The 26,574-nt window shown below is 71.5% G+C and carries 22 protein-coding genes; 12 read left to right on the top strand and 10 right to left on the bottom strand.

Annotated features, from left to right (window positions below; all coding sequences use genetic code 11):
* Nucleotides 1-134 precede the first annotated feature (134 nt).
* The gene (locus OG219_RS21820) at nucleotides 135-1,238 is read left to right on the top strand and encodes a glycosyltransferase 87 family protein (RefSeq protein WP_266836178.1); all 1,104 of its coding nucleotides are present in this window, start codon (nucleotides 135-137) and stop codon (nucleotides 1,236-1,238) included.
* Here the strand turns inward: OG219_RS21820 and OG219_RS21815 are convergent.
* The gene (locus OG219_RS21815) at nucleotides 1,187-2,839 is read right to left on the bottom strand and encodes a DNA repair helicase XPB (RefSeq protein WP_266828976.1); all 1,653 of its coding nucleotides are present in this window, start codon (nucleotides 2,837-2,839) and stop codon (nucleotides 1,187-1,189) included. The genes OG219_RS21820 and OG219_RS21815 overlap by 52 nt on opposite strands.
* Nucleotides 2,840-3,031: 192 nt before the next feature.
* On the opposite strand from OG219_RS21815, the gene OG219_RS21810 reads away from it, so the two are divergent.
* Complete coding sequence (locus tag OG219_RS21810) at nucleotides 3,032-3,571, top strand: hypothetical protein (protein ID WP_266828974.1); 540 nt, start codon at nucleotides 3,032-3,034, stop codon at nucleotides 3,569-3,571.
* 13 nt (nucleotides 3,572-3,584) lie between these two features.
* Here OG219_RS21810 and OG219_RS21805 read toward each other — a convergent pair whose 3' ends face one another.
* Complete coding sequence (locus tag OG219_RS21805; protein WP_266828972.1) at nucleotides 3,585-6,152, bottom strand: helicase C-terminal domain-containing protein; 2,568 nt, start codon at nucleotides 6,150-6,152, stop codon at nucleotides 3,585-3,587.
* 179 nt (nucleotides 6,153-6,331) lie between these two features.
* Here OG219_RS21805 and OG219_RS21800 point away from each other — a divergent pair, with 179 nt between their 5' ends.
* Both OG219_RS21800 and OG219_RS21795 read left to right on the top strand, forming a co-directional pair.
* Nucleotides 6,332-7,327 (top strand): hypothetical protein, encoded by a 996-nt coding sequence (locus OG219_RS21800; RefSeq protein WP_266828970.1) that lies wholly within the window; start codon nucleotides 6,332-6,334, stop codon nucleotides 7,325-7,327.
* 237 nt (nucleotides 7,328-7,564) lie between these two features.
* Nucleotides 7,565-8,215: an HAD family hydrolase gene (locus tag OG219_RS21795; protein WP_266828968.1), complete on the top strand. Its 651-nt coding sequence runs from the start codon at nucleotides 7,565-7,567 to the stop codon at nucleotides 8,213-8,215.
* Here the strand turns inward: OG219_RS21795 and OG219_RS21790 are convergent.
* A complete protein-coding gene (locus OG219_RS21790) occupies nucleotides 8,185-8,442 on the bottom strand; it encodes a hypothetical protein (RefSeq protein WP_266828966.1) in 258 nt (85 codons plus the stop codon). The genes OG219_RS21795 and OG219_RS21790 overlap by 31 nt on opposite strands.
* Nucleotides 8,443-8,658: 216 nt before the next feature.
* Here OG219_RS21790 and OG219_RS48170 point away from each other — a divergent pair, with 216 nt between their 5' ends.
* On the top strand, nucleotides 8,659-9,042 hold the full coding sequence (locus tag OG219_RS48170) for a cold-shock protein (RefSeq protein ID WP_323183290.1): 384 nt from the start codon (nucleotides 8,659-8,661) through the stop codon (nucleotides 9,040-9,042).
* A gap of 16 nt (nucleotides 9,043-9,058) precedes the next feature.
* On the opposite strand, the gene OG219_RS21780 is transcribed toward OG219_RS48170, so the two are convergent.
* The 4 genes from OG219_RS21780 to OG219_RS21765 all read right to left on the bottom strand — a co-directional run bounded on the left by OG219_RS21780 (nucleotide 9,059) and on the right by OG219_RS21765 (nucleotide 12,675).
* Complete coding sequence (locus tag OG219_RS21780; RefSeq protein WP_266828964.1) at nucleotides 9,059-9,913, bottom strand: 1,4-dihydroxy-6-naphthoate synthase; 855 nt, start codon at nucleotides 9,911-9,913, stop codon at nucleotides 9,059-9,061.
* On the bottom strand, nucleotides 9,897-10,661 hold the full coding sequence (locus tag OG219_RS21775; RefSeq protein ID WP_266828962.1) for a futalosine hydrolase: 765 nt from the start codon (nucleotides 10,659-10,661) through the stop codon (nucleotides 9,897-9,899). Before OG219_RS21775 ends, OG219_RS21780 begins: the two co-directional genes overlap by 17 nt.
* The gene (locus tag OG219_RS21770) at nucleotides 10,631-11,170 is read right to left on the bottom strand and encodes a DUF2771 domain-containing protein (RefSeq protein WP_266828960.1); all 540 of its coding nucleotides are present in this window, start codon (nucleotides 11,168-11,170) and stop codon (nucleotides 10,631-10,633) included. Before OG219_RS21770 ends, OG219_RS21775 begins: the two co-directional genes overlap by 31 nt.
* Before the next feature lie 80 nt (nucleotides 11,171-11,250).
* Complete coding sequence (locus OG219_RS21765) at nucleotides 11,251-12,675, bottom strand: MFS transporter (RefSeq protein ID WP_266828958.1); 1,425 nt, start codon at nucleotides 12,673-12,675, stop codon at nucleotides 11,251-11,253.
* A 526-nt stretch (nucleotides 12,676-13,201) separates the two neighbouring features.
* Between OG219_RS21765 and OG219_RS21760 the strand changes: the two genes are divergently transcribed.
* From OG219_RS21760 to OG219_RS21745, 4 genes are all read left to right on the top strand, one after another.
* Nucleotides 13,202-14,128 (top strand): DUF3027 domain-containing protein, encoded by a 927-nt coding sequence (locus OG219_RS21760; protein WP_266828956.1) that lies wholly within the window; start codon nucleotides 13,202-13,204, stop codon nucleotides 14,126-14,128.
* Nucleotides 14,129-14,469: 341 nt separating this feature from the next.
* Nucleotides 14,470-17,640, top strand: coding sequence for a sacsin N-terminal ATP-binding-like domain-containing protein (locus OG219_RS21755; RefSeq protein WP_266828954.1), 3,171 nt, complete (start codon nucleotides 14,470-14,472; stop codon nucleotides 17,638-17,640).
* 197 nt (nucleotides 17,641-17,837) lie between these two features.
* Entirely contained in the window at nucleotides 17,838-18,608 is a 771-nt protein-coding gene (locus OG219_RS21750) for a calcium-binding protein (RefSeq protein WP_266828952.1), read from the top strand.
* A gap of 300 nt (nucleotides 18,609-18,908) precedes the next feature.
* On the top strand, nucleotides 18,909-19,790 hold the full coding sequence (locus tag OG219_RS21745; RefSeq protein ID WP_266828950.1) for a calcium-binding protein: 882 nt from the start codon (nucleotides 18,909-18,911) through the stop codon (nucleotides 19,788-19,790).
* A gap of 33 nt (nucleotides 19,791-19,823) precedes the next feature.
* Here OG219_RS21745 and OG219_RS21740 read toward each other — a convergent pair whose 3' ends face one another.
* Nucleotides 19,824-22,229: an HAD-IC family P-type ATPase gene (locus tag OG219_RS21740; RefSeq protein WP_266828948.1), complete on the bottom strand. Its 2,406-nt coding sequence runs from the start codon at nucleotides 22,227-22,229 to the stop codon at nucleotides 19,824-19,826.
* A gap of 114 nt (nucleotides 22,230-22,343) precedes the next feature.
* A complete protein-coding gene (locus tag OG219_RS21735; RefSeq protein WP_266828946.1) occupies nucleotides 22,344-22,619 on the bottom strand; it encodes a DUF2530 domain-containing protein in 276 nt (91 codons plus the stop codon).
* A gap of 276 nt (nucleotides 22,620-22,895) precedes the next feature.
* Here OG219_RS21735 and OG219_RS21730 point away from each other — a divergent pair, with 276 nt between their 5' ends.
* Complete coding sequence (locus OG219_RS21730) at nucleotides 22,896-24,347, top strand: NCS2 family permease (protein ID WP_266828944.1); 1,452 nt, start codon at nucleotides 22,896-22,898, stop codon at nucleotides 24,345-24,347.
* Between the two features lie 18 nt (nucleotides 24,348-24,365).
* On the opposite strand, the gene OG219_RS21725 is transcribed toward OG219_RS21730, so the two are convergent.
* Entirely contained in the window at nucleotides 24,366-24,548 is a 183-nt protein-coding gene (locus OG219_RS21725) for a hypothetical protein (RefSeq protein WP_054235178.1), read from the bottom strand.
* Nucleotides 24,549-24,692: 144 nt separating this feature from the next.
* Between OG219_RS21725 and OG219_RS21720 the strand changes: the two genes are divergently transcribed.
* Complete coding sequence (locus OG219_RS21720) at nucleotides 24,693-25,130, top strand: MarR family winged helix-turn-helix transcriptional regulator (RefSeq protein ID WP_266459617.1); 438 nt, start codon at nucleotides 24,693-24,695, stop codon at nucleotides 25,128-25,130.
* A gap of 163 nt (nucleotides 25,131-25,293) precedes the next feature.
* Complete coding sequence (locus OG219_RS21715; RefSeq protein WP_323183289.1) at nucleotides 25,294-26,568, top strand: MFS transporter; 1,275 nt, start codon at nucleotides 25,294-25,296, stop codon at nucleotides 26,566-26,568.
* The last annotated feature ends 6 nt before the right edge of the window (nucleotides 26,569-26,574 follow it).

Below are 26,574 nucleotides of genomic sequence, written 5' to 3'. Positions count from 1 at the left end.
CAGCGGTGAGTCGTACGCCCGGCCCACAGCGATGAGCCGTCCGCCGGGCCGAACTGCCCGGACAGTAGGGTCACTCCGTGCTTCAACGGAAAGTGATCCGACGCTCACCCAGTGAAGTCGCCTCCGTGCGAACCCTGCTGATCGTCTCCCTCGCCGCCTTCTCCGCGCTGTGCGTCGTCACGCACGCCCCCATGGCCGACGTACTGGTCTACCGGGCCGAAGGCCAGGCCGTGGCGAACGGCACGGATCTCTACGGGTTCACCGTCACCGAGTGGCGGCTGCCCGCGACGTACCCGCCCTTCGCGGCGCTCCTCTTCGTACCGACGACCTGGCTCCCCGTCGGCGCGCTCAAACTGGCCTTCGCCGCAGGGAACGTGGCCCTGCTCGCCACGCTGGTCCGGCTCTCCTGCCGCCTCGCGGACCTGCCCGTGCGAGCCCCCGTCGTCTGCGCGGCCACCGCGCTCGCCCTCTGGCTCGAACCCGTCTTCCAGACCGTCCTGTTCGGCCAGATCAACCTCGCCCTCGCCTGCCTGATCCTCTGGGACCTGACCCGCCCGGCCGGCGCCCGGGGCAGGGGAATCGCGCTCGGCATCGCCGCCGGGGTGAAACTCACGCCGGCCCTCTTCATCGCGTACCTGCTGCTCAGGGGGAGACGACGGGAGGCGGCCACGGCCGCGTCGGCCTTCGCCGGGACCGTACTGCTCGGAGCTCTCGTACTTCCCGCCGCCAGCGTCGACTTCTTCACCCGGCGCCTTTACGAGACCGGCCGCGTCGGCAAGGCGTGGATCGTCGACAACCAGTCGCTCCAGGGGCTGATCGCCCGCGCACTGGGGGAACGGGAGCCGGGCCTCGCCTGGGCGCTGCCCGCGGTGGCCGTCGCCTGCGCGGGCCTCTGGCTCGCCCGCCGCGCCCCCCAGGAACGCTGGGGCATCCTGATCACCGCCACCACGGCCCTGCTCGTCTGCCCGATCAGCTGGTCGCACCACTGGGTGTGGTGCGTACCGCTGATCGCCGTGCTGCACGCCGAGAACCGCCCGCGCCTGGCCGCGACCGTCCTGCTGGTCTTCACGGCCCGTACTCTCTGGCTGGTCCCGCACCAGGGCGACCTGGATCTGCAACTCACCTGGTGGCAGCAGTTGTTGGCCTCGCCGTACCCCCTGCTGGGGCTGGCGGCCCTGCTGGCGGCTCAGCCGTCCTTGTCCGCCGCCAGCAGCTCATCGGCGTCCATGATCCGGTAGGCGTACCCCTGCTCCGCCAGGAACCGCTGCCGATGGGCGGCGAAGTCCTGGTCGATGGTGTCGCGGGCGACTACGGAGTAGAAGTGCGCCTGGTGACCGTCGGCCTTCGGCCGCAGCACCCGGCCGAGCCGCTGGGCCTCCTCCTGCCGCGAACCGAAGGTCCCCGACACCTGGATGGCGACGGTCGCCTCGGGCAGGTCGATGGAGAAGTTCGCGACCTTGGAGACGACAAGGACGCTGATCTCGCCCTCGCGGAACGCGCCGAACAGCTTCTCGCGCTGCGCGTTGCTCGTCTCGCCCTTGATGACAGGCGCGTTCAAGTGCTCGCCCAGCTCGTCGAGTTGGTCGATGTACTGGCCGATCACCAGGATCTGCTGCCCCGCGAACCGCCGTACCAGCGCCTCCGTCACCTTCCGCTTGGTCGCGGTCGTCGCACAGAAGCGGTACTTCTCCTCGGTCTCGGCGGTGGCGTAGGCGAGCCGCTCGGTCTCGGTGAGATTGACGCGGACCTCGACGCAGTCGGCGGGCGCGATGTACCCCTGCGCCTCGATCTCCTTCCAGGGCGCGTCGAACCGCTTCGGCCCGATGAGGGAGAAGACGTCCGACTCGCGGCCGTCCTCGCGTACGAGGGTGGCCGTCAGACCGAGACGGCGGCGCGCCTGGAGGTCGGCGGTGAACTTGAAGACGGGTGCGGGCAGCAGGTGCACCTCGTCGTAGAGGATGAGTCCCCAGTCGCGGGAGTCGAAGAGCTCCAGGTGCGGGTAGATGCCCTTCCGCTTCGTCGTCAGCACCTGGTACGTCGCGATGGTGACCGGGCGGATCTCCTTGCGCGTACCGCTGTACTCGCCGATCTCCTCCTCGGTCAGCGACGTCCGCTTCACCAGCTCGTGCTTCCACTGCCGGGCGGAGACGGTGTTCGTGACGAGGATGAGGGTGGTGGCCTTCGCCTCGGCCATCGCCCCGGCGCCGACGAGGGTCTTCCCGGCCCCACAGGGCAGTACGACGACCCCGCTGCCGCCGTGCCAGAAGTTCTCCACCGCCTGCCGCTGGTAGGGCCGCAGCGCCCAGCCGGTCTCGTCGAGGTCGATCGCGTGCGCCTCGCCGTCGACGTACCCGGCGAGGTCCTCGGCCGGCCAGCCCAGCTTCAGCAGCGTCTGCTTGATCTGCCCGCGCTCGGAGGGGTGCACGAGGACCGTGTCCGGGTCGATCCGGGCGCCGACCAGCGGCGCGACCCGCTTCGACCGCAGGATCTCCTCGAGGATCGGCCGGTCGGTGGTGGTGAGCACCAGGCCGTGGGCGGGGTGCTTGCTGAGGGTGAGCCGCCCGTAGCGGTCCATGGTCTCCGCGATGTCCACCAGCAGCGCGTGCGGCACGGGATAGCGGCTGAACTCGACGAGCGCGTCCACGACCTGCTCGGCGTCGTGCCCGGCCGCCCGCGCGTTCCACAGCCCGAGTGGTGTCACCCGGTAGGTGTGGATGTGCTCGGGCGCCCGCTCCAGTTCGGCGAAGGGCGCGATGGCCCGACGGCAGGCGTCGGCCTTCTCGTGGTCGACTTCGAGCAGGAGTGTTTTGTCGCTCTGGACGATGAGAGGTCCGTTCACGCCCGTACCTTTCTGCGCGGCGGCACCCACGCGCGGGTGCTCGGCCAAACGTCCAGTGTGCATCACCGGCGGACGTTCACGGCGGGGCGCAGCTCACACCCGACGAGCCCCGTGTGCAACCCCGGACCCCCGACGGCTGTCTTGACCTGCGGGAGCGGCGCAGGCGTGCGGCGCGGGGAGGAGCTCGCAGTGATGTCGGTACGCAGGTGCGGGGCGGGTCTGGGAGCCACCGCGGTGCTGGTGGCGACGGGCGTGTGGGTGCTGTGGCCGGCGGACGTCGACGCCCGTCTGTGGGGCGAGGTGCGGCCGGTGATCGAGGCCCGGCTCGCGGCCGACTCGCGGGGCAGCGGGTACGGCGAGACGGTGCCCGGTCTCGGGGCGCGCTGGTTCTGCCGGGCGGAGGCGGTGGACCTCACCGAGCGCGAGGGCCTCGTACGGGCGGGCGTCACCACGCTGTGCATGGAGTACGGGGTGCGCGGCGGCGCTCTGGTGGAGTGCGGCGGCTCCAGATACCCGCAGGTGGTCCGGCTGAAGCGGGAGACGGACGGCGGCTACCGCGTCGTGTCGCGGGAGGAACCGCCGGACGGCGCGGGCTACGCGCAGTGGGAGAAGGACCACTTCGGCTTCTTCACCGAATCCGAACTCGACGGCGCCATGTCGGACACCCCCCTGAAGACCGCCGCCCGCGCCCACTTCGGCCTCCCCGCGGACGCCCGGGTCACGGACTGCTGACCGGGTCCGCCGGTCAGCCGGCGTCCTCCGCGAGCTCGGCGACCCCCGTCACCCGGTGCAGCGGATACGTCCGGACCTCGTCCGCCGTGTGGTCGTACGCCGTGACGAAGCCGCCCTCGACGCGGATCGGGGCGATGACGCGCTGGGTGGCGGAGCCCTCGGCGTTGACGTAGCCGATCCAGAGGGCCTCGCCGGTGAGGACGGCGGCCTGCACGGTGGCGAGGGTCTCGGCGGGGCTGGTGCGGGGGAGGTCGGCGCTGCCGGGCCGGTCGTCGGCGTTGGGCTTGCGGGGTGTCGTGGAGGCCAGGTCGCCGGCGCGGATGGCGCGCACCGCGGCGCCGAGGAGGGTGGCGTCGGGGACCGGCGGGCCGTCCGTGACGGGCGCGGGTGCGGTCCGCGGCGGGGTGCGGTGGGCGTGCGCCCGGGTGATCAGGACGTCGCCCTCCGCGGACTCGGCGGCGGGCGCGAAGCCCATCGCGCGCAGCCCCTCCAGGAGGGCGGCCGGCTCGGCCTGCGCGGCGAGCACGGTGGGCGCGAGGCGTCTCAGGCGCAGCCCCTGTGACCGCTTGTCGGCGAGGATCTCGTTCAGCATCGAGTCGTCGTCGCACCGCACGTACGCCGACGCCGAGCCGATCCGCAGATGGCCGTGCCTGCGCGCCACGTCGTCGATCAGATAGGTGAGCGGCTGCGGGACCGGCGTCCGCGAGTGCGCGGCGAGGAACGCGTGCAGGTCCGATGCCGACCGGCCCGCGTCCAGCGCCCGCCGCACCGACCCCGGCGTGAAGCGGTACACCGTCGCCCCGCCCTTCGACTCGACGTCCGCGAGGACGCCGAGCGTGTCGGCGAGCGGGCGGTCCAGCGGGCCCGGCGCGACCGCGGTCAGGTCCGCCTGGAGGAGGACGTGGTCCAGGGGCTCGGGGAGCAGCGGGGCGAGGAGCCGGGCCGCCCGGGTGGCGGCCGCGGCCTGCTCGGCGGGGGAGTGGGCGGACTCGGGCGCCGGGTGCGGGCGCTTGTGGACGGGCAGCTTGTCGCCGGGGCCGACGGGCTCCGCGTCGTGCGGAGTCGCCGGCGGCAGGCCGAGCAGCGCCCGCCCCTGCGCCGACAGCGCCCCCCGGCCCGTCACGCCCAGCGACTCCGCCTCGGACAGGGTCCATCGGGCGAGGCGGGTGCGCAGGTCGTCCGTCGACTGGGGGCTTCTCAGGGGGCGTTCCCACTGGAGACGGGCGAGGACGGAGGCCTCGGTGGGGGAGGCGCCTTCGGGAAGGGCGGCCAGCAGGGCGAGGACGCGGTGGCGGACCTCGGCGGCCGCGGAGCGGTCCAGACCGGGGCCGAGCGCCGACAAGGTACGGTCCTTCGCGTCCCGCCCGCCGACCAGACCCGGCGTACGGGTGGCCGCCAGCCACGCCGAGGCGAGCCTGACCCAGCGCTCGGCTGCGGGCAGCTCCAGCCACTCGTCGTACCTGGGCGTCGCCGCGTACCGCTCCTCCGCCGCACCGTCCGACGCCAACAGGCCCGCCGCATAGGCGAGTTCGACCCAGAACGCGGCCACCGGCTCCGACACGTCCAGTGCCACCGCCGTCCGCTTCAGATCCCGCACACTCAGCCCGCCCGCGCGCAGCACGGCGGGACCACCCTCGTGCCAGTCCTTCAGCAGCTCCTCGACGGTGGCGAGGGCCGTGTACGCCTGGCCCGCCGCCGTGGTGTCCACAACCTGTGGACGGTGCGTCGCCGCGTGCGCGTGCTCGATGGATGGCCCCATCGGCTCCGTGACCCGGTGCGCGCGGCCCGCCCGCAGGTGCAGGGCCACCTCCCGGGGCAGTACGACCGTGCCGGGCGCCGTCGGCAGCAGCAGCCCCCGGCCGATCAGCCAGCGCAGATGGCGTGCCGGGTCGGCGGTCACCTGCCCGTACGGCGGCCCCCACACCAGCCGGGACAGCACGTCCACCGACTCGGCCGGGGCCTCGTCGAGAAGCGCCGACATCCTGGCGCGATCCGTGAACAGGCCGGTCAGGGACGCCACGGCCGACACGGAGTCATGGGTGCTCGGCAGCCCGGCCGCGGTCACGATCTCCTGGATCCGGCCCGGCGACATGCCCGCCGTGGCCTCCGCGACCGTCGGGCCGAGACCCGTCGGGGACGGGTGCTGCGGGGACGGCGCGAGCAGCTCACGGGCCGTGCGGACGAGCCGCAGCCGGTCGTCGGGCCCCCAGACGAGGGCCTGCTCGCGGAGCGTGCCGAGGGCCCGCGGGAACGCCCCGGTGACCGCCGGATCGCGGTCGTCGCCCGCCATCAGGGCGAGCAGCTCGTCGTACGCCGCCGGTTCGGGCGCCACGGCCAGCGCCTCCGCCGTCTGCAGGGCGAACCGGTCCAGACGCTCCAGGGCGCGGACGACCGAGGCGCGGGTGCCCGCCCGGGTCGCCAGCTGCGTGAGGTCCGTGGGGACGGGGGTGATCAGGTCGGGGCGGCTGCGGAGGAGGGCGGACAGTGAGGCGTCGTCGCGTGCGCGGAGGGCTTCCGCCAGCGAACGCGGAGCGTTCCCCGCGGGGGCGGGGTCCGTGGTGGGGTGCTCCTCGGTGCTCATCCGGCCAACGGTAGCGGGTTTCACCTCCTGCGCCCCTGACCTCCCCGGCCCGGGGCTCCGGTCCCGACCCCGTTCCGCGCGCGCCGGAAGGGCCCGAACCCTCGGGAGCGGCGGGTATGCAAAACCCGGTACCGTCGTGACCACGAGGTATCCAACGCGCGCCCCTCGGAGGGGACTTCGTGGGAATTGAGAGCGACCAGCTCGTCTTCGACTATCTGAGCCGGGTCGGAGACCTGGCCCAGCAGCGCCAGGTGCCGTCCGCCACGCGCATGCGGCTCGTGTCGGAACTGCGCAACGAGATCGACCGCCGCCGGGCGAAGGCCACCGCCGACAGCCCCGCCGCCGTCCGCCGGATCCTCGACCGGCTCGGCACCCCCGACGAGATCGTCGCCGCCGCGGGTGCGGGCACTCCGGGGGAGGCGGCCGGGACGGGGACCTGGGCCGCCGTCCCCACCCAGCGTCACACCGACGAACCGGCGCCCCGCCCCAAGGGCCTGCGCCGTGTCGTCCCCCGGCCGCGGCCCCCGGAGTCCGGTGCCGCCTCGGCGGCCGACGACGATGCTCCCGCGCCGCCGCATCTGGCGAGTGCGCAGGAGCTGGGGGACAGCGCCATGCAGCCGGACTGGTGGCGGGTGGGGACCACTCCGCTCGGGCTGGGGGAGAGCGTGCCGGGGTTTGTGGGCGGTGTGGAGATTCCGGAAATACTGAAGCCGCCGCCCGAGAAGGACGAGGCGGTTGTGGCCGGGGGCAAGGGCAAGGCCGCGGAGGCCGTCGCCGAGCCCGAGCCCGAGGTCTCGACCCCGCGCCGCCGTCTCGTCCGCCTCCCTCGCCTCGACGGCTGGAGCAACCCCCTCCTTCTCCTGGCCGCCGCTCTCCTCGTCGCGGGCGCCGCCCTCGGCAACTGGTTCGCCCTCGTCCTCGGCTGGCTCATCGCCTACGCCTCGCGGCGGCTGAGCCCCGCCGAGTCGAAGGGTGCCGTCCTCGTGCTGCCCGGCCTGGCGGCCGCGGGCGGAATCGTCTGGCTGTGGGGGCGGATGAACGACCGCTGGGGCGAGCCGATCGCCGAGGGGCACATGAACGAGGCGATCGGGGAGACGTGGCCGTGGGTTGTGCGGGGGGCGGCGGTGGGGTCGGCGCTGTATTTGGTTTGGCGGTCGCAGCGGCGGAGGGGGTGAGTGGGGGGCTGGGGGTGGGTTTTTTCGCCCCCTCCGCCCCTTCCCATTCCCGTCCCTTGGGGGCTCCGCCCCCAAACCCCCGCTCCTCAAACGCCGGAGGGGCTATCTCCAGCTCGTCCGGCGTTTGAGGACGAGGCCGTTCAGGCCGATGCGGGGGTCTGGGGGCGACAGCCCCCAGGTACGGGACGGGAAGGGGCGGAGGGGGCGAAAAACCCTCCCGCCACCCCCCTCGGCACAATGGCCCACATGACACCGCGCCCCCTCGCCCCCCTCACCGTCGGCTTCGACCTCGACATGACCCTGATCGACTCCCGGCCCGGGATCCACGCCTGCTACCAGGCGCTTTCGGCGAGGACGGGCACGTACATCGACTGCGACCTGGTGGTGACGCGGCTCGGGCCACCCCTGGAGGAGGAGCTCGTCAACTGGTTCCCGGCGGAGGAGGTCGCCGCGACAGCGGACGTCTACCGCGAGATGTACCCCGCGTACGCGATCACGGCCACGCCCGCGATGCCAGGCGCCCGCGAGGCCGTCGCGGCGGTCCAGGCCGCAGGCGGCCGCGCGGTCGTCGTCACCGCGAAGTGGGAGCCCAACGCCAAGCTGCACCTCCAGCACCTGCGCATCGAACCGGACGCGGTCGTCGGCAACCTGTGGGCGGAGCAGAAGGCGGAGGCGCTGCGCGAACACGGCGCGAGCGTGTACGTCGGCGACCACACCGGCGACGTACGCGGCGCGCACACCGCGGACGCGTACGCCGTCGCGGTACCCACCGGCCCCTGTGACGCGGAGGAACTCCGCGCGGCGGGCGCGGACGTGGTCCTCGCCGACCTGACGGAGTTCCCGGCCTGGCTGAGGGACTACTGCGGGACGCGGGCGGCGCGCGCCTGACGGCGTCCCGCGGCGAGCGACTGGAACACCCCCGCCCCGGCCATCAGGAAGCCGACGCCCATGAACATGCTCAATCCGAACATGTACGTCGGGAATGGCGTCGTATCGAGCAACAGCGGGGCCACGGTGACCAGAGTGGCCACGGCGCCGATGAAGAACACGATGGCACCGGCACGGATCAGCCGGTCGCCGGGTTCGGCGGAATTCGCTTGGGTTTTGTCACGCACCCGACCAGGGTAGTTCCCAGCGCGAAGGAACAATCCGGCGACGTCTTGTCAGCAGCCGCCGGACCATTAGCCTTGGTACCGGCGGGTCCGACGACCCGCTGTAGTGCTATCCAGAGCAGTTTCCGAGCAGTTGCCGTGCACGAGCCGAGCAGTTGCAAAGCGCTACCCAGCAAGTTTCCAGAGCAGTTTCCGACGAGTACGAGGACGAGGACAGACGTGCCTACCGGCAAGGTCAAATGGTTCAACAGCGAGAAGGGCTTCGGCTTTCTCTCCCGCGACGACGGCGGCGACGTCTTCGTTCATTCCTCTGTCCTGCCCGCCGGAGTCGAAGTCCTCAAGCCCGGCCAGCGAGTGGAGTTCGGCGTCGTCGCCGGCCAGCGCGGCGACCAGGCGCTTTCGGTGATCCTCCTGGACCCGACCCCCTCCGTCGCGGTCTCGCAGCGCCGCAAGCCGGACGAACTGGCCTCCATCGTCCAGGACTTGACGACCCTCCTCGAAAACATCACGCCGATGCTGGAGAGGGGCCGCTACCCCGACAAGGCCTCCGGCAGCAAGATCGCGGGCCTGCTGCGAGCGGTCGCCGACCAACTCGACGTATAGCCGACCGAGTCACCGACTACGGAAAGTTCAGCGCATCCGGCCCGAGGGGCGGCACCAGCCCCTCGGCCGCCGCCCGCGTCAGCAGCCCCCGCACAGCTGCGTATCCGTCGTCGCCAAGACCGGCCGTGAACTCGTTCACGTACAGGCCGATGTGCTGGTCGGCGACGGCCGGGTCCATCTCCTGGGCGTGTTCCAGGACGTAGGGGCGGGAGGCCTCCGGGTCGTCCCAGGCCATCCGGACCGACGTACGGGTCGCCGCTGCGAGCGCCGTCAGCCGCTCCTCGCCCAGCGAGCGCTTGGCGATGATGGCGCCCAGCGGAATGGGCAGCCCGGTCGTCCGCTCCCAGTGATCGCCCATGTCGGCGAGCTTGTGCAGCCCGTAGTTCTGGTACGTGAAACGCGCCTCGTGGATGACGAGTCCCGCGTCGACCTTCCCGTCCCGTACGGCGGGCATGATCTCGTGGAACGGCATGACCACGATCGAGCCGACCCCGCCGGGGAGCGTGTCCGCGGCCCAGAGCCGGAAGAGCAGATACGCCGTCGACCGCTCGCTCGGCACGGCGACCGTACCGCCCGTGAGGTCCGCGTTCTGCTCCCGGGCGAGCACCAGAGGGCCGCAGCCCCGGCCCAGCGCACCGCCGCACGGCAGCAGCGCGTACTCGTCGAGGACGTACGGCAGCACGGCGTACGACACCTTCAGCACGTCGAACTCGCCGCGCTCGGCCATGCCGTTGGTGATGTCGATGTCCGCGAAGGTGACGTCGAGCGCGGGCGCGTCCGGCACCCGGCCATGGGCCCAGGCGTCGAAGACGAAGGTGTCGTTCGGGCAGGGCGAGTACGCGATCTGCAGGGGCTCAGTGAGTGCGGTCATGTGGGTTCCAACTCTCCAGGACGGGCGCGAGCTTCCCGAAAGCCTCCGTGAGTGCCGCGAGGGCCTCGCCGATGCGCCAGGCGGCGCGGTCGCGCGGGCCGACGGGGTTGGAGACCGCGCGCAGCTCAAGGACGGGCACGCCGTGCGCGGCGGCGGCCTCGGCGACCCCGAAGCCCTCCATCGCCTCGGCGAGGGCGCGGGGGTGGCGGGCGCGCAGTTCGGCGGCGCGGGCGGCCGTGCCGGTCACGGTGGACACGGTCAGTACCGTCCCGGCGCGTCCACCCGTGGCCGCCGCGAGGTCTCGTACGAGTGTTTCCGGCGGACGGTGGCTGACGACCCCGAAGCCGAGTTCGGTGACGGGCACGAACCCGTCCGCGGTCTCCGCGCCCAGATCCGCCACCGTGATCTCGTCGGCGACGACGAGTGAACCGACGGGCGCGTCCGGCTGGAAACCGCCGGCGATGCCCGCCGAGACGACGAGGTCGTACGGGGTGTCAGACAGGGCGGCCGCGGTGAGGGCGGTGGCGGTCGACGCGGCGGCGAGGGCGGGGCCGACACCGGCGGTGAGCAGATCGTAGGCACCGGCCCGGTGGAGGGTCGCCCCGGGCATCGGGACCTCGACGAGGGGCCGGTGCGCGAACGCCCGGGCCACCGCGTCCCGTTCGACGGAGACCGCGGTGGCTACGAGGACGCGTGCCGCACGTACGGAAGACGTGGTCAGGAGTCCTTCTTGAGCGTGAAGGACCACAGACCGCTGACCGTCGTGTCGCCCTCCTTGATGGAGACGAGCGTGGAGGTGCCGCTCGCGCCGTACTGCGCGTTGAAGAACACGCTGCCCGGGATCGTGCGGTACGTCTTCTTGCTGGAGTCGGTCAGCGGCTGACCGTTCATCAGGATCGTCCAGCCCTTTTCGGCGATGTCGGGGTCCACACCGAACCGCACGGTCTCGTCGGGGTCGACCTTGATGGACTTGATGTCCTTGGCCTTGAGGCACTTGGCCAGGTCCGCGGCCTTCACCTCCTTGCCGTCGTTGTAGCAGTCGGTCTCGGAGCTGACCGAGTTGTCGCCGACCGTGATGGTGGCCAGCGGCGTCGGCTTGTCGCAGGCGGACAGCGTGAGAAGTCCGGCGGACACGGCTCCGACAACGGCAACGGCGCGACGGCGGCGCGCGGCGCTGAATCCAGAAGATCCATCGGATCCGGGAACAGATCCGGGAGCAGATTCATTAGCGGCTCTGCCGCGGGGCAGGGAGGTCATGGGCGAAGGCTATCGGGCAGGCCCACCGCTCCCCCCACCTGGGGTACGGCGTGCCGCACCCCACCTGAGCGCGTGCCGCGTCATGCCACGCGTGTCCGCGGACGACCCCCGTGCCGGGCCACCCCGATCAGCCCCCGCACGGTGGTGAGCCAGCCGGTGGCGACGATCGCGGCGGCCACGGAGAGGCCGAGCGTGCCGTTCAGGGGCAGCGCCATGCCGATGCCGCCGCCGATGACCCAGGCCATCTGCAGAATCGTCTCGGAGCGCGCGAAGGCCGACGTACGGACCAGCTCGGGCACGTCCCGCTGGATCAGCGCGTCCAGGGACAGCTTGGCCAGGGCCTGCGCGAACCCGGCGACCGCAGCCAGACAGGCCACCACGACCGCCCCGAAGAACACGGCCGCGGTGATCGCCGCCCCCAGCACGAACCCGACGACCGTCACGATGATGATCTCGGGAGCGCGTGATTTCAGCCAAGCTCCGACCGCTGTGCCGAGCGCGTTGCCCACCCCCGCCGAGACACCCACTATCGCCAGCGAGGCCGCCGCGCTCGCCCCGGCCAGCGGGTGCTCGCGCATCAGGAACGCGAGGAAGAAGATCAGGAAGCCGGACAGACAGCGCAGCGACGCGTTCGCGGCGAGCGCGTGCGTGACGGCCGTGCCGACCGTGCGCAGCCCCGGGCGCTTGACCTTCTTCAGGTGCGGCCCGTGCAGATGCTCCGGATCCGCCGCGAGGAGCGCCTTGTCCTCGCCCTTGGCCGAGTCGACCTTGGGCGGCAGCGAGAACGACAGGAACATCCCCGCGATGAAGATCACGAAGGCGCCGTAGAGCGGATAGCGCGGGCCGAGCGCCTGCAGCCCCGCCCCGATCGGCGCGGCCACACCGGTGGCGAGCAGACCGCCGAGGGTGACCCGGGAGTTCGCCTTCACCAGCGAGAACCCCGGTGGCAGCAGTCGTGGCACCACGGCGCTGCGCACCACCCCGTACGCCTTCGACGACACCAGCACGCCCAGCGCGGCGGGATACAGCTCGATACCGCCGGTCACCACCGCGCCCGACAGCAGCAGCGCGAGGAAGGCCCGGGCGAGCATCGCGCCCGCCATCGCGGCGCGGCGGCCGTGCGGGAGGCGGTCCAGGAGCGGCCCGATCACGGGGGCGAGGAGGGTGAAGGGCGCCATGGTGATGGCGAGGTACAGCGCGACGCGGCCTCGGGCCTCGTCCGTGGGCACCGAGAAGAAGACGGTGGACGCGAGGGCGACGGTGATCATGACGTCACCCGCGCCGTTCACCCCGTGCAGCTCGATCAGCTTCCCGAGCCCGGACTCGCCCGCCCCGTGCGCGTGCGTCGCCTTGCGGATGCCGCGCGCCGTCCCCGTCACCGGGAAGTGCAGGGCACGGCCGACCGCACGGACGGACCCGGTCACCCGGGTCGATCCGCCACTCCGGCTACTCCCCTTGGTCCCACCGATCCCGGTGGCTCCGTGGGGCGACCTTGCGGCTGCCACTCCGTCATAGTGCCCCGAGATGGGGGTGCGTAGTGCGGTTACCGCGCGTATGGGGGCCGAGTGGGGGGCTTGGGGGGTGGGGGGGCTCGGGCGGGATTTTGGCGGGGGCGTCCCCGGGCGGGATGCTTTCCGGTGCGCTGGCGGCGGCTCCGGCGCAGTCGGGTTTCTCGGTGCTTTCCAGCCGACCGAGACGGGCGGGTGGGTGGGAAAACCCGGCGCGGAGCGGCGGGAATCTGGCCGTGGAGCGGCGGGGAGCCGGGGCCGCGGAGCGGCGAAAAAGCTGGCGCGGAGCGCCGAAGAGGCCCGCCGGTGTGGGCCCAGGGGCCAGGAGAAGGTAGCGTGCGTAGCGCGCTAGTGGCGATTGTTCTCGGCCGCGCGCCTCTCGGCCATCCCGCAGAATGGATGACGTAGGTGCGCCCGAGCGCGATCGGGCGCGGACGTCGACGCGGTCCCCTGGTCCGCTCCGTCCGCACCCCCGCCGAGCAATGGCGCACCCGTGAGACGGCGTAGGAGAGAAGCGATACCTGTGAGCGCAGCGACCACGCGAAGCCGCACCCCCGACCGCCTGTGCGCCGAGGCAGTCGACCTCGCCCGCGCCGCCGCCGAGGAGGCGGCCGCACCCGGCGTCGTCGGCGAGCACGTGGAGATGGTCTCCGAAGGGGACCGCGTCGTCACGCACTTCTTCGAGTGCAAGGAGATGGGCTACCGCGGCTGGCGCTGGGCCGTGACCGTCGCCCGCGCCTCCCGGGCGAAGCTCGTCACCCTCGACGAAACCGTGCTGCTGCCCGGCCCGGACTCCCTCCTCGCCCCCGAGTGGGTGCCGTGGAGCGAGCGCCTGCGCCCCGGTGACCTGGGCCCGGGCGACCTGCTGCCCACCGACGCCGAGGATCTGCGCCTGGAGCCGGGTTACACCGGCGAGGACGAGCCCCCGCCGAACTCGCCCCTCTCCGAGGACATGGCCGAGCTGGTCGAGGCGGAGGACGCCGAGGTCTCGGGTGTGACGCCCGCGGGCCTGCTCCTCTCGCCGATGCGCGGTTCGATCGCGTCCGTCGCCGAGGAGCTGGGGCTGCGGCGTGCGCGCGTCCTGTCGCGGTACGGACTGCATGTCGCGGCCGACCGCTGGGAGGAGTCGTACGGGCCGAAGACGCCCATGGCGCAGGCCGCGCCGGCGTCGTGCGTCAGCTGTGGCTTCCTCAACCGGATCGGGGGGTCGCTCGGTCAGGCGTTCGGAGTCTGCGCGAACGAGTTCTCGCCGGCCGATGGGCACGTCGTCTCCCTCGCCTACGGATGCGGTGGCCACTCCGAGGCCGCGGTCATGCCCGCACCGCCGCGTCCGGCACCCCACGTGATCGACGAAACCAAGGTGGACCCCTTCCCGCTCCGCCCCGCCCCGGATTCCGGTTCGGTCTCGGTTACGGCGGACGAGTCTTCGGCGGAGCTGGGGCACTCGTAGGCGGGGCGGGGAGTTTTTCGCCCCCTCCGCCCCTACCCGTCCCTTGTTCCTGGGGCTCCGCCCCAGACCCCGCTCCTCAAACGCCGGAGGGGCTGAATCTTTCCCCGGCCGGCGCTAGAGATTTTTAGCCCGTCCGGCGTTTGAGGACGAGGCCGTCCAGGCCGATAGCGGGGGTCTGGGGGCGGCAGCCCCCAGGAACAAGGGACGGGTAGGGGCGGAGGGGGCGAAAAACTCCCCACCCCCGCACCAGCGCAGGGCGCCCCTCCGCCTCGCGGTACCTTCATGCGGCGACGGTCGACCCCAGCGTGCAGTCGCGGTACCGCAAGAGGAGAGTGACCACCGTGAGCAAGTTCGTGCGGCCGGCAGCCGAGGGCGCGGACCCGTTCGGGACGGCGCGCCTGCGACGCGGGGTGCTGGACGCCTGGGCGACCAGCCCGGCGAGGTTCCGCGAGGACGCCAACGCCGAGGAGGACCTCGTACTCGGCGGGTACCGCGACCGCCTGGTCGTCGAGCTCGCGCAGAACGCGGCCGACGCCGCGGCAAGGGCCGGAGTCCCGGGCCGCCTCAGGCTCACCCTCCGCGACGGAGTACTCGTCGCGGCCAACACCGGCGCCCCCCTCGACGCGACGGGCGTCGAGTCGCTCTCCACCCTCCGCGCCTCCGCGAAGCGGGACGCCGCCGACACCGCCGTCGGCCGCTTCGGTGTCGGCTTCGCCGCCGTCCTCGCGGTGACCGACGAGCCCGCCGTCGTGGGCCGGCACGGCGGCGTCCGCTGGTCCCTCGCCGAGGCCCGCGAACTGGCCTCGGACACCGCCCGCCACAGCCCGGGCCTGGGCGACGAGATCCGCCGCCGTGACGGCCATGTGCCCCTGCTCCGGCTGCCGTTCGCCGCCGAGGGCACCGCCCCGGACCCGTACGACACGGCCGTGATCCTCCCCCTGCGGGACCCCGCCGCCGAGGACCTCGCCGAACGCCTCCTGCAGAACCTCGACGACGCGCTGCTCCTCGCGCTGCCGGGCCTGGAAGAGGTCGTCGTCGAGATCGGCGACGACGAGGTCCGTACGCTGCGCCGCCGCGCCGACGAGCACGGCGCCGTCATCGAGGACTCCCGCGACGGCACCACCCGCTGGCGTACCGTCGCCCGCCACGGTGCCCTCGAACCCGCCCTGCTCGCCGACCGCCCGGTCGAGGAACGGCTGCGTCCGCACTGGTCGGTGACCTGGGCCGTCCCCGTGGACGCCGACGGCGCCCCGGCCCGCCCCCGCACCAGCCCCGTCGTGCACGCGCCCACGCCGAGCGACGAACCCCTGGGCGTACCGGCGCTGTTGATCGCCTCCCTCCCGCTCGACACCACCCGCCGCCACGCGGCGCCCGGCCCCCTCACCGGCTTCATCGTGGAGCGCGCGGCCGACGCGTACGCCGAACTGCTCGCCGCCTGGCGCCCGGTGGACGCGGGGATCATCGACCTCGTGCCCGGCCCGCTCGGCAAGGGCGAACTGGACGGTTCCCTGCGCCAGGCGATCCTGGAGCGACTCCCGCGCACCGCGTTCCTGCCGCCCGCCGCCCCGCCGGACACCGCCGTCCCGGAGACCCCCGTCGACTGGCCCGACGCAGGCACCAGCAGCGCGGAGAACCCCGCCGCGCTGCGCCCCCGCGACGCCGAGGTCGTCGAGGGCGCCGGGGCCGAGACCGTCGGTGTGCTCGCCGAGGTGCTGCCCAGCCTCCTGCCCGCCGGGCTCGAACGCCGGGCGGAGCTGCGGACGTTGGGCGTGGCCAGGGTCCCGCTCACCGAGGCCGTGGACCGGCTGGCGGGCCTGGAGAAGGACCCGGGCTGGTGGCGGCGGCTGTACGACAGCCTCGCCGGTGTCGACCCCGACCGGCTCTCCGGGCTGCCCGTGCCGCTCGCCGACGGCCGTACGACCATCGGCCCCCGGCAGGTCCTGCTGCCCGTCCCCGACGACGACCGGACCGCCGCGTCCCCCGACACCCTCGCCCGTCTCGGCCTCAAGGTCGCCCACCCGGACGCCGCCCACCCGCTCCTGGAGAAGCTGGGCGCCCTCCCGGCCACCCCCCGCGCGGTCCTCACCACCCCGCAGGTGCGTGCCGCCGTCGCGGCCTCGCTCGACGACGAGGGCGGCGGCTGGGACGAGGACGCCCCGGACACCGAGGAGCTGGCCGACACCGTCCTCGCACTCGTCCGCGGCGCCGGTCTCGAACCCGGCGACGAGCCCTGGCTCGGTGCCCTCGCCCTCCCCGACGAGGAGGGCGAGTTGGTGCCCGCGGGCGAACTCGTGCTGCCCGGCAGCCCGTTCGCCCAGGTCATGCGCGAGGACGAACTGGCCTTCGTCGACGCCGAACTGGCCGAGCGCTGGGGCGAGCAGCCGCTGGCCGCCTGTGGAGTCCTCGCCAACTTCACCCTCGTACGCGCCACCGATGTCGTCCTCGACCCGGACGAACTGGAGCCGCGCGACTCGGACTTCGCGGAGCCCGATGACGCGGGGCTCCTCGACGCCGTCGACGTGTGGTGCGAGGACGTCCTCGACCGGCTGCCCGACACACCTGTGCCGCCCGTCGCCACCGAGATCGTCGCCGTACGGGACCTGGATCTCGTGGACGACGAGCGCTGGCCGCAGGCCCTCGCCCTGCTGTCGCAGCCGCCCCTGCGGGACGCGCTCACGCAGCCGGTGCGGCTGCTGCTGCCGGACGGCACGCACGAGACCGTACGGCCGTACACGGCCTGGTGGCTGCGCGGTCACCCCGTCCTCGACGGACGTCGCCCGGCCGGGCTGCGGTCGGCCGGCGGCGACCCGCTGCTGCACGGTCTCTACGACGCCGCCGACGCGAGCGGTTTCGAGGACGAGCAGGTACTGAGGGCGCTGGGCGTACGGACCTCCGTGGCCGCCCTCCTCGACGAACCCGGCGGCGCGGCCGAGCTCCTGGACCGCCTCGCCGACCCCGACCGCGAGGTCTCCGGAGCCCAACTGCACGCCCTCTACGGCGCCTTGGCCGACCTCGACCCCGAGCAGGTCACGCTGCCGGACGAACTGCGGGCCGTCGTCGACGGGCAGGTCACCGTGGTGGACGCGGCCGACGCCATGGTCGTGGACTCGCCCGACCTGCTGCCCTTCACGAGCGGCGTGCCGCTGCTCCCCGTACGGCCTGCGCGGGCCGCCGAGCTCGCCGAGCTGTTCCAGGTGCGGCGGCTCAGCGAGTCGGTGACGGGCGAGGTCGACTCGGAGGGAGCCGAACACGACGTACCGGAGCCGGTGCGGGTGCTGCTCGGTCCCGCCACCCCGGCGTCGTACATCGAGCACGAGGAACTGATCGTCGACGGCGTGGAGTTGGACTGGCGCCGTACCCGGGACGGGGTGCTGCACGCCGCCACCCTGGAGGGTGTCGCCGCCGCCCTCGCCTGGGCGGCCGGGCAGTGGCCGCGCCGCTTCGAGGTCGCGGCCCTGCTCGAGGATCCGTCGCGGACGGAGGAGCTGGAGCGGGACCGCTGGTTCGACTGAGTCCTGGCCGACTCCCGCGGCGCGTACGGGAGTCGTCGAAAACGCACGCACGAAATCCGCACATCCGCACAACCGCTCGCCCCCGTCGCACATCTGACCACTTGAGTCATCAGACTCCACGATCGCTTGGGCCCCGTGTGACGACGAGCCGTCAAGGACGACCGCGCCAGGGGCCCCTGTTTTCACTGGGGGAAACTGTGCGGAAGCGCACCACCACCGTCGCCCTGCTCGCCGCCTTCACGGTGGCCGGCGCCGCGCTGGCGCCCGCGGCCTTCGCGGACGGCGGCGAGGGCGACACCGAGATCACCAAGGTCGTGGTGAACGGCGGCAAGAGCGTCGTCGTCGGCGCGGCGACCGTCAAGAAGTTCACGGTGTCCGTCACGGCGACGGACGACCAGGGCATCGACAGCGCCGAGATCGACCTCATCGGTCCGAACTCCGGCCTTCTCATCACGTCCGCGGTGAAGTGCGTGGTCTCCAGCACCAGCGCCACGACCTCCACCTGCTCGGCCGCCTTCACCGTGGACCCGCGGGTGTACGACGTCATCAACGGCGAGGCGGGCACCTGGTACGTCGACGCGTTGGTCAACGCCAAGGGCGACGACTCCAACTACGTCTGGAAGGAGAAGGCGGGCAGCTTCAAGGTCCAGCGCGCCTCCCAGGTGACGGTCAACGCCGCCCCCGAGCCGGTGAAGAAGGGCAAGACCATCACGGTCACCGGCAAGCTGACCCGCGCCAACTGGGAGACGGGCAAGAACGTGGCCCTCGCCAACCAGTCGGTGGCGCTGCAGTTCCGCAAGGCGGGCACCACCACCTACACCAACGTCAAGGGCATCAAGTCGACCTCGACGGGCGCCCTGAAGACCACGGTCAAGGCCTCGGTCGACGGCTTCTACCGCTACTCCTACGCGGGCATCACGACGACCGCGGGCGTCAGCGCCGCGGGCGACTACATCGACGTCAAGTAGGCGGAGTCGCGACCCGGTCGACCTTGCGGCAGACGCGGCCGAACTCGCAGTAGACACAGCCGAGTTGGCCGAACAGCAAGTAGCCGGACGTGAAGCGGAAGTGCCTTGCCGATGGCCCCCGGGTTTCCCCCGGGGGCCATTCGCCGTGCGCGACAAAAATCCGCATCACCCGTACAACCTTCACCCCATGTCGCGCATCTCCTCATGTGAGCCAACAGGCTCCGCAATCATTTGGGTCCCGCGCCGACTACGAGCCGTAGTAACGACCAGAGCCCGGGGCCCCTTTCACGTGGGGAACACATGCGCATACGAGCCACTGTGGCCGCCGTCACCGGCGCCCTGGCCCTCTCCGCCCTGGTCATCCCGGCGGCGCAGGCCGACTCGCAGGGTGCCACGAGCCTGGACCGTCCGAGCGCCGCGGAGCATTTCGGCGCCCCGTCCGCCAAGTCGGGGTTCAGCGCGGCCGCCGCCGCCCCGTTCACCATCTCCAACGTCACGGTGAACGCCGGCAAGGATGTCGTCGTCGGCACCACCGCCGCCAAGACCTTCACCGTCTCCGTGACCGCCAGCCACGCCAGCGGCGTCGTGGACGCCTACATGGACCTGTGGCACGGAACGAACGTCGAGGAGGGCCTCGACGGTTACCTCCCGCCGAACCAGGAGGCGGCCAGCTGCACGGCCTCCAGCGCCACGACGTCGAAGTGCACGCTCACCATCACGGCCACCCCCGGTCTGAACAGTGACAGCGGGATCGGCGACCTGTACGCCAACGCGCTGGCCGGTACCTGGCACGTCACCGTGGCCGTCCTGTCCGGTGACGGCGAGGTCTACGCGAACGACTTCTACAAGACCCAGAAGGTCCAGCGGCTGTCGAAGCTGACGGTCAACGCCGCACCGGAGCCGGTGAAGAAGGGCAAGACCATCACGGTCACCGGCAAGCTGACCCGCGCCGACTGGGAGACGAAGAAGTACGTCGGCCTCAGCGGCCAGTCGGTGGGCCTGCAGTTCCGCAAGGCGAGCAGCAGCACCTACACGAGCGTGAAGGGCATCAAGTCCACCACGGGCGGCGCCCTGAAGACCACGGTCAAGGCGTCCGTCGACGGTTTCCACCGCTTCAGCTACAAGGGCATCGCGAGCACCGCCGCGGTCACCACCGCCGGTGACTACGTCGACGTCAAGTAACCACCTGCAGCACCTGCACCACCTGCAGTACCGCTAGGCCGGAAAGCGGCGGTCGACCCATTTCCACATGAGCTCCAGGGCGGCCGCCGCCACCGCCGCGATGCCCACCGCGATCCACGGCATCGTCACCCCGACCAGCTTCAGCGCGAAGAAGTCCTGCAGCCACGGCACGACGAGCACCAGCAGGAACCCCGCGCCCATCGTCGCGACCAGGGCGACCCGCCACCAGGTGTACGGCCGGGCGATGATCGCCAGCACCCACATCGAGATCAGGAACAGCGTCAGTGTCGCGGCGCTCGTCTCCGCGTCCAACGCGCCGGTCCCGGTGTAGTGATGACGGGCGATCAGGTACGTGATGAACGTGGCCACCGCCGCGATCACGCCCCCCGGGATCGAGTACCGCATGACCCGGCGTACGAAGTGGGGCCTGGCCCGCTCCGTGTTCGGGGCGAGGGCGAGGAAGAACGCCGGGACACCGATCGTCAGGGTGGACAACAGGGTCAAGTGGCGGGGCAGGAACGGGTATTCGACCTGCCAGCACACCACCAGAATGGCCAGCAGCACCGAGTAGACCGTCTTCACCAGGAAGAGGGTCGCGACCCGGGTGATGTTCCCGATGACCCGCCGCCCCTCCGCGACCACCGAAGGCAGCGTCGCGAAGCTGTTGTTGAGTAGCACGATCTGCGCCACGGCGCGGGTCGCCTCGGAGCCCGAGCCCATGCTGACCCCGATGTCGGCGTCCTTCAGGGCCAGTACGTCGTTCACGCCGTCGCCCGTCATCGCCACGGTGTGCCCGTTCGACTGCAGCGCGCCCACCATGTCCCGCTTCTGCTGCGGGGTGACCCGCCCGAACACCGTGCCCTTGTCCAGCGACTTCGCCATCTCCGCCTGGTCGGTGGGGAGCTGGCGCGCGTCCACGACCTTCCCGCTGAGCCCCAGCTTCCCGGCCACCGCGCCCACCGACACCGCGTTGTCGCCGGAGATGACCTTGGCCTTGACGTTCTGCTCCTCGAAGTACCGCAGGGTGTCCGCCGCGTCGGGGCGCAGCCGCTGCTCCAGGACGACCAGCGCGGTGGGCTTCGAGCCCTCCTTGACGGCAGGATCGTCGAGGTCCCTGGTGACCCGGGTGAGCAGCAGCACCCGCAGCCCCTCCTCGTTGAGCCGCTCGGTCTCCGCGAGCGCCGGGTCCCCCTCGGACAGCAGCACATCGGGGGCGCCGAGGAGCCACGTGCTCGTTTCCCCGTTGCCCTCGCTGAACGACGCCCCGCTGTACTTGCGGGCCGAGGAGAAGGGCAGCGACTCCGTGCAGCGCCAGTCCTCGCTGTCCGGGTAGGCGTTGATGATCGCCTTCAGGGACGCGTTCGGCCGAGGGTCCGACTCACCGAGCGAGCCGAGGACCTTCCGTACGTAACTCTCGTCGCTGCCGCCCAGCGGACGCACCTCGGTGACGTCCATGCCGCCCTCGGTGAGCGTGCCCGTCTTGTCGAGGCAGACGGTGTCGACGCGCGCGAGCCCCTCGATGGCGGGCAGTTCCTGCACCAGGCACTGTTTCCGGCCAAGCCGGATGACCCCGATCGCGAAGGCCACGGAGGTGAGGAGCACCAGGCCCTCAGGGACCATCGGCACGATCCCGCCGACGGTCCGGGCGACGGAGTCCTTGAAGTCGTTCTGTTTGACCACCAGTTGGGTGATGACCAGGCCGATCGCACTCGGGATCATCATCCACGTCACGTACTTGAGGATCGTGGAGATGCCCGTCCGCAGCTCGGAGTGGACGAGCGTGAACCGTGACGCCTCCTCGGCGAGCTGCGCCGCGTACGCCTCCCGGCCCACCTTCGTCGCCGTGAACGCGCCGCCGCCCGCGACCACGAAGCTGCCCGACATCACCTGGTCGCCGGCCTGCTTCACCACCGGGTCGGCCTCACCGGTGAGCAGTGACTCGTCGATCTCCAGGCCGTCGGCCTCCACGCACGCGCCGTCGACGACGATCTTGTCCCCGGGCCCGATCTCGATCAGGTCCCCGAGCACGATCTCCGACGTACTGACCTCGGCGGCGATCCCGTCCCTGCGCACGGTCGGTTTCGCCTCGCCGATCACCGCGAGCGAGTCCAGGGTCTTCTTGGCCCGCCATTCCTGGATGATGCCGATCCCGGTGTTGGCGAGGATGACGTACCCGAACAGGCTGTCCTGGAACGGCGCCACGAACAGCATGATCAGCCAGAGCACGCCGATGATCGCGTTGAACCGGGTGAAGACGTTGGCGCGGACGATCTCGCGCACGGAGCGGCTGCTGCGCACCGGGACGTCGTTCACCTCGCCGCGCGCCACCCGTTCGGCCACCTCTGCGGCGGACAGCCCCAGCGCCCGCTCCGAGGGGGAGGCGGGTATGGGCACGGGGTGAACGGGATCGAGTTCGGCGCCCGCGTCGATGTGCGTCATGCGTTCGACGGTACGTGCGGATATACGGCTTCACCCGCTGAGTGCCCGAAAGATCCGACCAGGGGAGGACGGGGGAGGGCGGTCAATGATGCCGTGGTTGTAGGCGGGGCCTGGTTACTCCCCAGGAGAGTCGGCGGCGGCCTTGAGTGCGGCGTCCCGCTTCAGCGCCGCCTCCCGCCCGCGGACGTACCAGATGCCGATCAGGCCGAGACCCGCGCCGGCCAGGCAGGTCCACACCCACCAGGTGTGCCCGTGGTCGTCGAACCAGCCGTAGAACGGCAGCTGCACCAGGAAGAGGACGAACCAGAGAATCGTGAGGCCCGTGATGGTGGCGACAACGGGCCCCTCAAGGGGCTCCGGCGCCTCGTGCTTGGGGGTCCACTTCGCCATGGGGACAGCTTACGAGCACCCCGCGCGGGTTTCCGCGCAGGTCGGCACGGCCCTTGTATACCAAGGGTCTACGCGCGGAGATGGCGATTTATGACTCATATGTTCATACTGAAACCGCCTGAGTCTGGCTCTTTCTGTTCGTACGAAACAACAACGGAAACCTCCGGGAAACCCGTTGGTGATCACGCGCCAGCCAGACTCGATCAAGTTCCCAGCCCGGCGCCGTCCCGCCCGGCGCCCACTGGCCACCTGGCCCCCGCACGTATGAGGTCACGCATGTCCACCTCGGCCGCCACCAAGGCCCCCACCCCGGAGCAGCCGGAACCCCGGCCCGCGCAGGGTGCCCTCGACCGCTACTTCAAGATCTCCGAGCGGGGCAGCACGCTGCCGCGCGAGATCCGCGGCGGCTTCGCCACCTTCTTCGCGATGGCCTACATCATCGTGCTGAACCCGATCATCCTGGGCAGCGCGAAGGACATGTACGGGCACCAGCTGGACAACGGCCAGCTGGTCACCGCGACCGCGCTGACCGCGGCGTTCACCACGCTCCTGATGGGTGTCATCGGCAACGTGCCGATCGCGCTGGCCGCCGGTCTGGGTGTGAACACGGTTGTCGCGCTGCAGCTCGCGCCGCGGATGTCCTGGCCGGACGCCATGGGCATGGTGGTCCTCGCGGGCTTCGTGGTGATGCTCCTGGTCGCCACCGGTCTGCGTGAGCGCGTCATGAACGCCGTGCCGCTGGGCCTGCGCAAGGCCATCGCGATCGGTATCGGCCTGTTCATCATGCTGATCGGCCTGGTCGACTCCGGCTTCGTCTCGCGCATCCCGGACGTCGCGCAGACCACGGTCCCGCTCCAGCTCGGCAGCGACGGTCACCTCAACGGCTGGCCCGTCCTGATCTTCATCCTCGGCACGCTGCTCACGCTCGCGCTGATGGTGCGCAAGGTGTCCGGCGCGATCCTCATCTCGATCGTCTCGATGACCGTCCTCGCGGTGATCATCAACGCCGTCGCCGACATCCCGTCCTGGGGGCTGACCACCCCGGAGTGGCCCGGCAACCCGGTCTCCACCCCGGACTTCGGGCTCGTCGGCGAGGTCAGCCTCTTCGGCGGCTTCGGCAAGGTCGGCGTGCTGACCGGCGTCCTCTTCGTCTTCACCGTGCTGCTGTCGTGCTTCTTCGACGCGATGGGCACGATCATGGGCGTCAGCGACGAGGCCAAGCTGACCGACGCCCAGGGCAACATGCCCGGCATCAACAAGGTCCTCTTCGTCGACGGCATCGCGGTGGCCGCGGGCGGCGCCAGCTCATCCTCCGCCACCACCTGCTTCGTGGAGTCCACGGCGGGCGTCGGCGAGGGCGCGCGCACCGGCTTCGCGAACGTCGTCACCGGCGCGCTCTTCGCCGTGGCGCTCTTCCTGACCCCCGTCGCCACCATGGTCCCGTCGCAGGCGGCCACTCCCGCGCTGCTCGCGGTCGGCTTCATGATCCTGGCGGGGTCGATCAAGGAGATCGACTGGGCGGACTACACGATCGCCATCCCGGCCTTCGTCACGATGCTGATGATGCCGTTCACATACTCGATCACGAACGGCATCGGCTTCGGCTTCATCACCTTCGTGGTGCTGCGCCTGGCGGCGGGACGCGGCCGTGACGTGCCGGTCGCGATGTACGTGGTGGCGGCGGTGTTCGGGTTCTACTACCTGATGCCGGCGCTCGGCCTCACGTAGGCGGCCGTACGGGGCCGCTCACGTGACCCCGTAGAACTTCTCCGTCTCCTCGACCGCGGTCTGGAACCGCTCGTCGAAGTCGTCGCGAATGAGCGTCCGGACCACATAGTCCTGGACGCTCATTCCGCGTTTGGCGGCGTGGTGTCGGAGCCGGTCGAGCAGCTCCCCGTCTATCCGCAGGCTGAGCACGCTGGTCCCCATGGAGTCGAGGGTCGCCGTACCCCGCCGGGCGAGGGGTCACTTTCCGGATCCGGCTCACTCATATGAGTGACGTAAAGATTCAGTTTGCCGTTTCGCGGGCACTCCGGTGGTCTTTAGGGAGAGTAATGAGTTACGCTAAGGAACATGCCTGACCTCACCCATGGCGACGACGTTGCCGCCGTGAACTCCCTCCGCTCCGCAGTCATGCGGTTGTCGCGCCGGCTCAAGCACCAACGGGTCGACGAGTCGCTGAGCCCCACCGAGATCTCGGTGCTCGGCACCCTCGCCCGCTGTGGCAACGCCACGCCGGGCGAACTCGCCCGCAAAGAGCATGTGCAGCCGCCCTCGATGACCCGCATCGTCGCGCTGCTCGAAGCGAAGGGACTGGTCAGGCTAGAGCCGCACCCCGACGACCGGCGCCAGAAGGTCGTCACACAGACCGAGCAGGCCGAGGCCATCCTCGAAGAGAGCCGCCGCAAGCGGAACGCGTGGCTGGCCGGCCTGGCCGAGGGTCTCGACGAGGACGAGTGGGCCAAGCTCCGCGAGGCCGCTCCCGTCCTGGAGAAGCTCGCACAGATCTGACCCAAGCCGCAGTGACAGGACGTCGTCGTCCTGCACGCCACAGGACGACGACGTCCGACGTACGCCTAGGAGGCGAGCCCTTTTGAGTTCGGGACCCGGAGCAGACTCCGCCCCCGCACCAGCCACCCACGACTCCCCGCCCGCCCCCGACACCCACTCGTCGATGTTCAGCTCGCTGAAGGTCCGGAACTACCGCCTGTTCTTCATGGGCCAGGTCGTCTCCAACACCGGCACCTGGATGCAGCGCATCGCTCAGGACTGGCTGGTGCTGAGCCTGACCGGCTCCTCCGCCGCGGTCGGTTTCACCACTGCGCTGCAGTTCCTGCCGATGCTGCTGTTCGGGCTGTACGGCGGCGTCCTCGTCGACCGCCTCCGCAAGCGCCCGACCCTCCTTGCCACCCAGACGGCCATGGGCATCACCGGCCTCGCGCTCGCCTTCCTCACCCTCTCCGGACACGTCCAGGTCTGGCACGTCTACCTGGCCGCCTTCGTCGCGGGCCTCGTCACGGTCGTCGACAACCCGGCCCGCCAGTCCTTCGTCTCCGAGATGGTCGGCCCGGACCAGCTGCAGAACGCGGTCAGCCTCAACTCCGCCAACTTCCAGTCCGCCCGCCTGATCGGCCCCGCCGTCGCGGGCCTGCTGATCACCGGCGTGGGCACGGGCTGGGCGTTCCTCTTCAACGGCCTGTCGTTCGTCGCCCCCATCGCGGGCCTGCTGCTGATGCGCACCCGCGACCTGCAGTTCGTCAAGCGCGCCCCGCGCGCCAAGGGCCAGCTCCGCGAGGGCCTGCGCTATGTCGCGAACCGTCCCGAGCTGATCTGGCCGATCGTCCTCGTCGGCTTCATCGGCACCTTCGGCTTCAACTTCCCGGTGTTCCTATCGGCCTACGCCGACGACATCTTCCACGCGGGCGCCGGCGCGTACAGCCTCTTCAACACGCTGATGGCGGTCGGTTCCGTCGCCGGCGCGCTGCTCGCCGCCCGCCGCGGCACGGCCCGCCTGCGCGTCCTGATCGCGGCGGCCCTGGCCTTCGGCATCCTGGAGGTCGTGGCGGCCGCGGCCCCCTCGCTCTGGCTCTTCGCCCTCCTCATGGTCCCGATCGGCGTCTTCGGCCTCACGGTCAACGTCACCGCGAACACCTCGGTCCAGATGGCCACCGACCCCGCCATGCGCGGCCGCGTCATGGCCCTGTTCATGATGGTCTTCATGGGCGGTACGCCCCTGGGGGCGCCCCTCGTCGGCTGGGTCACCGACGCCTACGGCCCACGTGTCGGCTTCGCCCTCGGCGGTCTGATCTCGACGCTCTCCGCGCTCACCATCGGCCTGGTCCTGGCCCGCCTCGGCGACCTCCGCCTCTCGATGGGCTGGAACCACGGCCACCCGCACGTCCGCTTCGTACCGAGGCAGGAGCGGGAACAGCTGGCCACGGCGGTGTGACCCGGC

The organism is Streptomyces sp. NBC_00038, from assembly GCF_026343635.1.
Lineage (GTDB): Bacteria > Actinomycetota > Actinomycetes > Streptomycetales > Streptomycetaceae > Streptomyces.
Note: the sequence above shows the minus strand (reverse complement) of the source record. Positions and strands in the feature narration are given on the sequence as shown.

Bases quoted from the DNA above. Each gene is read 5' to 3' on its own strand.
- OG219_RS21725 (WP_054235178.1), bottom strand. From the start codon at position 24,548: ATGGGGACCAGCGTGCTCAGCCTGCGGATAGACGGGGAGCTGCTCGAC.
- OG219_RS21740 (WP_266828948.1), bottom strand. From the start codon at position 22,229: ATGACGCACATCGACGCGGGCGCCGAACTCGATCCCGTTCACCCCGTG.
- OG219_RS21730 (WP_266828944.1), top strand. From the start codon at position 22,896: ATGTCCACCTCGGCCGCCACCAAGGCCCCCACCCCGGAGCAGCCGGAA.
- OG219_RS21810 (WP_266828974.1), top strand. From the start codon at position 3,032: ATGTCGGTACGCAGGTGCGGGGCGGGTCTGGGAGCCACCGCGGTGCTG.
- OG219_RS21735 (WP_266828946.1), bottom strand. From the start codon at position 22,619: ATGGCGAAGTGGACCCCCAAGCACGAGGCGCCGGAGCCCCTTGAGGGG.
- OG219_RS21715 (WP_323183289.1), top strand. From the start codon at position 25,294: ATGTTCAGCTCGCTGAAGGTCCGGAACTACCGCCTGTTCTTCATGGGC.
- OG219_RS21745 (WP_266828950.1), top strand. From the start codon at position 18,909: ATGCGCATACGAGCCACTGTGGCCGCCGTCACCGGCGCCCTGGCCCTC.
- OG219_RS21795 (WP_266828968.1), top strand. From the start codon at position 7,565: ATGGCCCACATGACACCGCGCCCCCTCGCCCCCCTCACCGTCGGCTTC.
- OG219_RS21780 (WP_266828964.1), bottom strand. From the start codon at position 9,913: ATGACCGCACTCACTGAGCCCCTGCAGATCGCGTACTCGCCCTGCCCG.
- OG219_RS21770 (WP_266828960.1), bottom strand. From the start codon at position 11,170: ATGACCTCCCTGCCCCGCGGCAGAGCCGCTAATGAATCTGCTCCCGGA.
- OG219_RS21805 (WP_266828972.1), bottom strand. From the start codon at position 6,152: ATGAGCACCGAGGAGCACCCCACCACGGACCCCGCCCCCGCGGGGAAC.
- OG219_RS21720 (WP_266459617.1), top strand. From the start codon at position 24,693: ATGCCTGACCTCACCCATGGCGACGACGTTGCCGCCGTGAACTCCCTC.